This is a genomic window from Type-D symbiont of Plautia stali (assembly GCF_001485335.1).
Lineage (GTDB): Bacteria > Pseudomonadota > Gammaproteobacteria > Enterobacterales > Enterobacteriaceae > Pantoea > Pantoea vagans_C.
In genome coordinates this window covers 1-8124 of the sequence record NZ_BBOC01000138.1, presented here as the reverse complement: position 1 = coordinate 8124, position 8124 = coordinate 1, and the positions used below count along the sequence as shown (strand labels likewise).

Below are 8124 nucleotides of genomic sequence, written 5' to 3'. Positions count from 1 at the left end.
TCTACAATTCATGAAGTTCAAACCTAATAGCGATCTCGCAAATTTGGGGTCGCTATTAGATTTCTGGTCAATTTAGTTTATTTATTCCACAAAGTTCTATGCACTTTACCTGTTTGGTGATACTCAGCCACAAGATCGATAAACTCCTTAAAATCAAAGTTCTCTTCTACCAATCGGTTAACTGATTGCCAGTCGATACTGGTACGTTCACGTGCTGGGATGAGCGTCTGGCTGTTCCCCGGATCTTGTGGGTTCAGCAGGATCACACCAATACCATGCAGCGCGCAAAGCATCTGTAGTTCCCGTTCCACTCCACGCTGCTTATCTTCATTAATCTCTGTAGCAACGAGATAACCAAAATGCGCCCAGCTTGAATTACTCACTGCTTGAAAGAAACACTCACGCACGTTACTTCGATTAAGCTGGCGTTTTACTTCAAAAGACCATAACCGGGTCAAACGGCCCTCGCTATGGCGAACGCAGTTTTGTACAACTGTATCCCAGCCTTTATCCAGAGGCTGCAGCGCAACAATATCGGGATAAAGCCAATGATTTGCTCCCAGCCCTTTGTTATTGCTCGAACGCTTTTCATCGATACGGCGACAAAGTAACTCTTCTTCTTCCGACAGATACTCAATAAGTAACGGATAAAGCGCATGTTCAGTAAAACTTATTGTTTGTAATGAAGGTACTGGCGTCATGTCAGAAAGTGGCATTATTTGATTCGTCTCAACAAGATCCTCGCCCCAGTAGTATAATCTCGGCCTAGGCTTATCCCTTGTCATCACTTGCGGGCACATAGCTTTAGCTTTCACTGTTCGGCTTCCCCCGACTTCCGCAGTGATTTGATCCAGAAAGTCCTCATCACTGGCGAAGCGCGTATTTTTGCGTTTTTCAGACAACTCATCTTTATAAATTTCGATGATTTTTTGCGCCAGCTGGCGAGCAGTGAACTGCTCGCCGGGATTAGCTTGCAACACGTTGATAATCATTTGGGGACGACTGGTTTTTAACATGCCTTTATTCCTCATCAGCACCTGCAACGCTGATGTTTTATTGAGTAACTCCTGTCATCGCCACAGTATACATTCACTAAGCTGAAGAACCATGCTCGGTATTCACCTCTCTATTTTTAATGGGCAATCATTGAATTACATTTTCTTTGCGAGCATGATCGCAACAACTTGAACCTCTTAACCTTCGGCTATGATCTCACGTAAAGCGTTGCAAACGGCAATTTCAAATGTGGCTATCTGGCGCAAGGACGATCAGTGTGCGCCGCATAAACCCCTGCTGTTGCTTTATGTTCTATCTCAATACCTGAAAGGTCATTCCCGACTCTTCGATTACGGACAAGAGATCCACGAACCGCTGATAAAATTGCTGGCTGACTTCGGCCCTAAGCGTCGTGACTACTATCCAAATATGCCTTTTTGGCGTTTGAGAAACGACGGATTCTGGTCATTGGAAAATACGGAAGGATGCAAACCACGCAAGGGCAATATCCAACCAACAAAACGTGAGCTGATTGAGAATCATGTTTCGGGTGGTTTTGACGAAAGCAGCTTCCAGATCCTTCGGGAAGCACCAGAAATGATCAATAAACTGGCGCTTCAGATCATGTCTGAGCGTTTCCCAGAAAGCCTTCAGGTACTTATCGCAGACCGTCTTGGATTTGATTTTACCAGGCTGATGAAAGCACGCGATCCGCGTTTTAGGGAGATTGTTCTACGGGCCTATCACTCACGTTGCGCTATCTGCGGCTACGACTTGCGACTGGATGGCGCACTTGTAGGACTGGAAGCGGCACATATTCGCTGGAAGCAATATGGCGGGCCGTGCGAAGTGAATAATGGACTAGCTCTGTGCTCCCTGCACCATTCAGCTTTTGATATGGGAGCGATAGGAATAGATGAACACATGACCATCCGAATTTCCGGAGGAGTAAACCGAAGCCCAGTTGTTGATCAGCTATTTTGGCAGAGAGATGGACAAAAACTCTTTTTACCTCAGGACAAAGTTTTTTGGCCTGCAGAGCAGTTTGTTGAATGGCACCAGAGCCAAGTGTTTAAGAATTGAGCTTTTGCATAAATCTTCCCTAACCCCCTAACCAAAACAGCTCTTTAAAAGTCTCTCCTCTAGATAGCTTTTTAAATTCATACTTGAACAAAAATTCTTCGTACCAGACTCTTAGGATTAACCTGCCCCCAGTATTAAATACAAACTTCAGTTAGTAATGTCGGTTGATGACCCTGACCCCGAATATGATCCAGGCATAATCAGGAATAACCGGCTTCAGGCTGGTTGCTTATTCTGGCAACCGGCAGATTTTTCGGCGAATTCGGATGGAGTCATCCAGCCCAGCGCAGAATGGGGACGACTCTGGTTATAGTGTATGCGCCAGGCCTCGATTTTGCACCGGGCATCCTCCATCGACATAAACCAGTTTTCATTCAGGCATTCCTGCCGCAGCCTGCCGTTAAATGATTCCACCGTGGTATTATCCGTGGGCGTACCTGGCCGTGAGAAATCAATCCGGATATCACGTTCGTACACCCACTTATCCAGCATTTTTCCCGCAAATTCAGAGCCATTATCTGTTTTCAGGAGCTGCGGTAACGGACGTCTCAACGCGATGATATTCAGCATCTCAGCCACTTCTGAAGAGCGCAGGTTCTGGCCTACGCAGATCCCCAGACATTCGCGCGTGTAAAGATCGATTACCGTCAGCAGGCGAAGCCGCCGACCGTCAAACAGCGCATCGGAGACAAAATCCATCCCCCATACGTGATTGGGATACAGCCCCTGCGGCTGGGGCTGACGTTTCAGCGCAGATTTATTGCGGCGGGGGCGTTTTAGCCGCAGCGATAATCCCTGCTCGCGGTAAAGCCGGTAAATACGCTTGTGATTATCGCGCCAGCCTTCCCGTTTCAGCATGACGTGAACCCTGTGGTAGCCATAGTGGACGCGGGTTTCGGTTATCTCCCTGATGCGCAGCCGCAGCGCGCTGTCGTCAGCCGCAACGGAGCGGTAACGGTAAGAGCTGCGGCTGATCTTAAGCGCGAAACAAACCTGTCTTTCACTGGCGCCGTAGCGGGTCTGCAAGTCCCTGACCCACTCGCGCAGGCGTGCCAGCGTCAGCTCTTTTTTGCCAGAACGTCCTGCAGCATGGCCTTGTCGAGGCTCAGATCGACAACCAGCTTCTTCAGGCGTAGGTTTTCCTCCTCGAGCTGCCGCATATGCTTCAGTTCTGAAGGCGAAATCCCGCCGTACTTTTTGCGCCAGGTGTAGAACGTGGCATCGGAAATGCCCAGCTTGCGGCAGACTTCCGGTACGGGCGTACCCAGTTCAGCCTGCTTCAGGGCAAAGACAATCTGCTCTTCGGTGAATCGTGACTTTTTCATCGGCACAACCTCCGCTCAGGGAAGTGAATATCATGCCGGAATTCTGTTTCTGAATGGAGCAGGATTTCGGGTCAGGGTCATTGATTTTTCTTCATGTTTCCCGTTTCGCCAGCCTGCAACAAATTCAGATGGCGTCTGGTAATTCAGCAATTAATGAGGTCTGAACTCGTTATAATCCTGCCGCCAGGCATTAATGATTTGCCGGGCATAAAGAACATCGCTGAACCAGTGTTCATTCAGATATTTATCCCGAAAGCGACCGTTGAAACTCCCAATAAATCCGTTCTGAGTTGGCTTGCCCGGCTGGATTAAGCGCAAATCAACACGATGTTCAAAGGCCCATTGATCCAGCGCGCGGCAGGTAAATTCCGGGTCCTGATCGGTTCTTATCGTCGCAGGTTACCTATAGATGACATTGGAGAGTAGCTGTACCGAAATAAAGGTTAAGCTTGGAATTTGAATAATAAAGACTAGAAAAGATGCCCTACAGGATTCAAACCTTCTATCTAGTCTCATGTTCTGCATATACTTTTTTTCATTTCAATTTGTGACCTGCCCCCAATAATGCCCCAATGTTATGAGTCTTAGCGAATGAAAAAATATTTAGGATCATCAAAAAATTCATCAACTAATATTTGTAAATTATTTAATTAACTTCGATGCTATTAAACCTCTATCGATCAATAGGTTAAAAAATAAAATTCAGAAAGTCAACTTGCTCATAGCCCTTAGCTATGATAAAATTATAGAAATTTTTTAAAGAGTAATAATACATGTCATTTTGGGACACTGAGCTAAGTAACACATTACTAAATTCCACAAAAATCATTTCAGAGGCTCAATATGACAGATTTAACCAGTGGTTTTCTAATTATAATGAAGATTGTCCTACATCATCCAATCAAGGAACTTTAAATCTTCCTTTTCAGCGATGGTTTCGTTTTAAAGAAGCATTTTCACCTAAATTTGTTGCTGACACACTATCTTCATTGCCTTACAAAGTAAACTACTGTCTTGATCCCTTTATGGGAAGTGGGACTACTGCTATAACATGTAATATGATGGGTATAAACTCAATTGGCACTGAAGTAAATCCCTTTCTTTCAGATCTGATTTCTTCAAAATTAACATATGTATCACCAACTCTCTTCTTCAAAAACTATAAAAACTTAATTGATAATCTCAAGATTATTGATGATGATTTTAAATTAAGTCCAGGAATGCCTATCTCATTTACTGAGCCGGGAATTAATGGAAGATTTATTTTTTATAAAAACACTTATTCTACTATACGAGCTATTTTGAGGAGTTCTGCCTCAATGCCTGATAATGAGGCAAAGTTGTTAAAAGTACTATTAGGTTCAGTATTAGTAGAAAACAGCAATGCTATAGTTAATGGAAAAGGTAGGCGGTATAGAAGTAATTGGAACTTAAAAGTCAAAACAGGTTATGACATAATTACATCTTTGAATAAAGCAGTAATTAATGCTTTAGATGATATAGAACGATTTCACGATAATAATAGCAATACTGTTCATAAAATTTATACTGGCGACACTAGAAAGCTGTTAAAAAAAATAGACTATGCAGATGTCGTTATATTTTCACCTCCCTACCCTAACTCGTTTGATTATACTGATGTTTACAATATTGAATTATGGATGTTAGACTATCTTAAAAGTAGCAATGATAATAGAACTTTAAGAAATGACACCTTAAGATCTCACGTGCAAGCGAAATGGAGTAGTCAAGATAATGATTCTTTACAATCAGAAACCTTGCAAAAGATTTATGGAAAATTAAGCAAGGTAAGAAGTAATCTCTGGAATAAAAATATTCCTGAGATGATATTTTATTACTTTGAAGATCTCTTATCGATTTTCAATGAGTTCAAACGAATATTACCTATTGAACATCATGTTATTATTGCGGTTGGCGATAGCCAATATGCCGGAATACATATTGATGTAGCAAAAATCCTTGAAGAAATCGTATCCCCAGTTGGTTTTGTCTTACAAGATAGAGGGGAAATTCGTTCAATGCGTAGTAGTTCTCAGCATGGTGGGAAATTTGAATTATCCGAACACTGCTTAGTTTTCAGAAAAATAAGGTGATATATGGATATTAAAAGTAATAAAATTAGGTTGCCTGTAATCAAAGAAGTCAAATTTCATGATTTTGATTTATATACTAACAATCCAAATGTGGTTACCAATGTTGAAAAGAATGTCTATTGTTTAATAGGCGCTAACGGATTAGGCAAATCCACTTTTCTAAATTCCATTACCTATTGTGTCACTGGAGCTATTCCTCTCCCTTCAAATGAAAAAGCATTTTCTTCAACTCAAGAGTATTCGCGAGATTCAACGAAGGAAACCAGAACTGCTGATTATTTCAATGGGAGAATAAGTGAGAAATTACGAGACACATCAAAAGTTACGGTTTTGTTAGAATGCGGAAACTACAGAATCGAAATTTCTCGCCATTTCTTTTCTAATGGTAAACCATCATTTCTTTCAATTGAAAATTTAGAAACTAAATCTCTTACTTCTTACGATTTAAAAAAATATACCCCTAACTCTCTTGATGAAATATACCAAAAAAAAATCACAGAAATAACAGGGTTAAAAGATTTTAATCAATATATTTTTTTATTCCATTTCATTTCTGTTTTCGACGAATCGAGAAATCTTTTATTATGGGATAAAGAGGTCCTCACAAATGCTTTATATATAGCTTTCGGAACAGATCCTTCAGTTGCCGTGGAAGCGGATAAACTGCAAAATGAAATGGATAAAGAAGGCTCAAGAGGCAGGAACGCTAAGTTCGCAGCAACGCAGATAAAGAGACAAATCAAAGATTTAGACAACATACTTAATGGTAACCCTGCGAAGGACGATCTTACTATTTCTGAAGTGAAATTAAAACATGACAAATTAGTTGAAAATTTTCAATATGCTGAGAAAAGAGTCGAACATAAGTTAGTTGAAAAGAAAGATTTCGAAGTAAAATGCTCTGAATTGAATGCAAAATTTTCTTCTTTGGAAATGGAATATAGGAAAGCTTTTTCTTCACGGCTATCAAGCATGAGTCATTTAGAACATCACCCTATTATTAAATTGAGTATTTCTGATAATAAATGCGCTTTATGTAGCACCCCTGATGATAGTATTTCTTCAAGGCTTGAAGCTTTAATTTCTAAGAATCAATGTCCTCTTTGTCTCAACCCAATAGACTCTCATAGTAAAGAGGATCAAACAGCATTAGAAGAAATAAAGACAATCGACATTGAAAGAATAAAAATAAAAGAAGAGTTGGAATTGGTTTATCAACAGATTGATAGAACGCAATCTGAACTTGGGATTGCAGAAAATAATCTTATCGCAGCCAGGAATGAACTCGAAAGCTATGATAACGATAATAGAAATACAATTATCTCTTTTAACTCACCAAATCGTGACTTCGTGTCAGAACAGTTACAATCTCTTAAATTACAGGTTGAGAAATTAAACACTGTTAGTTCTTCACACTACAAAAAACGGGACATTATTAGAGAGCAACTTAGAGCATTCGAAAAAGAGCTTAAAATCAACTATTCGACCTATGCTGAAACTTTTATAATAAGATTTAGAGAATTAGCTCAGGAGTTCATTGGTATGCCAGTGGATGTTGAACTAATTCATCATAAATCTCAAAAATCAGGTTTTAGTTTAGTATTGCATTTAAATAATAAGTTAAGGACAACATCAGATAAATTGTCAGAAAGCCAAAGGTTCTTCATTGACATAGCTTTAAGGATGGCTATTACCGAATTCATGTGTAACGGACCTGCTACATTGTTAATAGATACTCCTGAAGGTTCACTTGATATTGCATATGAGGCAAGAGCAGGATCTATGTTTTCTAAGTATGCAAAACAAAATAACAATATCATTATGACCGCAAATTTGAGAAGTTCGTATTTAGTCTTGAGGCTTGCTAAATTACAAAAAGAAAATGGAATGCAGATTATTAAGATGACTGAATGGACCAATCTTACTGAAGTGCAAAAAAGTGAAGAGGACCTTTTCATTCGTGCTTACCAAGAAATCAATGAGGAGATGAAAATTGCACATTGATCGGATTGAACCTAAAGCATATTTTGATTCACTTATAATTATGGATGAAATTCCACAATCGATGAAGCCTATCTCATTTGTTGAGTATCATCTTTTTTCTTACCTATCTTGCGTTCTATCACTGTTTAGAGGTGACTCCATTAGTAACTGGGGTTATAATTATACAGTCACAAAATATGGATTCCCTTTCTCAAACGATCTTCAAAACGCTATAAATCTCATCTCTAAAAAAGGATTTATTTTTAGTGATGATGATGGATTATTTCAGCCTAGTGATGAAATAATAAAAGAAGAACTTGATAATTTTTCTTACAACACTGCACTATCAAATCGACGAGATTTAATTTCAACCGCGTTAAAATGTGGTTTGAACATACCATCCGGGGCAATAAGAAATGCGATTAAACATTCACCGGGAGTATCTCTTCATAGTTCTTTATCACAATCTGCTTCATTGTTAGATGACACTGACAATATTGATTTAATCTATGATGAGTATAAAGTAATTTCAGAGATGATAGGTAAAAATAACAAGGATCTTCTATCACCTGCTGTAATTTGGTTATCAGCTCGTGTAATGAGAACAGAAGGATAATTGAATG

The 8124-nt window shown here is 39.9% G+C and carries 6 protein-coding genes and 1 pseudogene; 4 read left to right on the top strand and 3 right to left on the bottom strand.

What is annotated here, in order from left to right:
* Positions 1-77 precede the first annotated feature (77 nt).
* Positions 78-1016: a COG2958 family protein gene (locus PSSD_RS24845; protein WP_058974089.1), complete on the bottom strand. Its 939-nt coding sequence runs from the start codon at positions 1014-1016 to the stop codon at positions 78-80.
* Positions 1017-1206: 190 nt separating this feature from the next.
* On the opposite strand from PSSD_RS24845, the gene PSSD_RS24840 reads away from it, so the two are divergent.
* Complete coding sequence (locus PSSD_RS24840; protein WP_058974088.1) at positions 1207-2079, top strand: phosphorothioated DNA-binding restriction endonuclease; 873 nt, start codon at positions 1207-1209, stop codon at positions 2077-2079.
* Between the two features lie 216 nt (positions 2080-2295).
* Here PSSD_RS24840 and PSSD_RS24835 read toward each other — a convergent pair.
* Positions 2296-3404 (bottom strand): IS3 family transposase gene (locus PSSD_RS24835; protein ID WP_439654619.1). Its coding sequence is split into 2 segments (ribosomal slippage): positions 2296-3143 and positions 3143-3404, totalling 1110 coding nucleotides; the frame shifts between segments, so codons are not numbered across the junction.
* Between the two features lie 30 nt (positions 3405-3434).
* Positions 3435-3803, bottom strand: a pseudogene (locus PSSD_RS26975) (integrase core domain-containing protein); the annotation flags it as partial.
* A 374-nt stretch (positions 3804-4177) separates the two neighbouring features.
* On the opposite strand from PSSD_RS26975, the gene PSSD_RS26260 reads away from it, so the two are divergent.
* From PSSD_RS26260 to PSSD_RS27630, 3 genes are read left to right on the top strand one after another with little or no spacing between them, the layout of a single operon-like run.
* Complete coding sequence (locus PSSD_RS26260) at positions 4178-5518, top strand: DNA methyltransferase (RefSeq protein ID WP_082672364.1); 1341 nt, start codon at positions 4178-4180, stop codon at positions 5516-5518.
* A gap of 3 nt (positions 5519-5521) precedes the next feature.
* Positions 5522-7522, top strand: a complete 2001-nt coding sequence (locus PSSD_RS24815; protein WP_058974083.1) for an AAA family ATPase — start codon at positions 5522-5524, stop codon at positions 7520-7522.
* Positions 7512-8117 carry a hypothetical protein gene (locus tag PSSD_RS27630; RefSeq protein WP_153011507.1) on the top strand — a complete coding sequence of 202 codons (606 nt, stop codon included), beginning with the start codon at positions 7512-7514 and terminating at the stop codon, positions 8115-8117. The genes PSSD_RS24815 and PSSD_RS27630 overlap by 11 nt, the downstream gene beginning before the upstream one ends.
* The last annotated feature ends 7 nt before the right edge of the window (positions 8118-8124 follow it).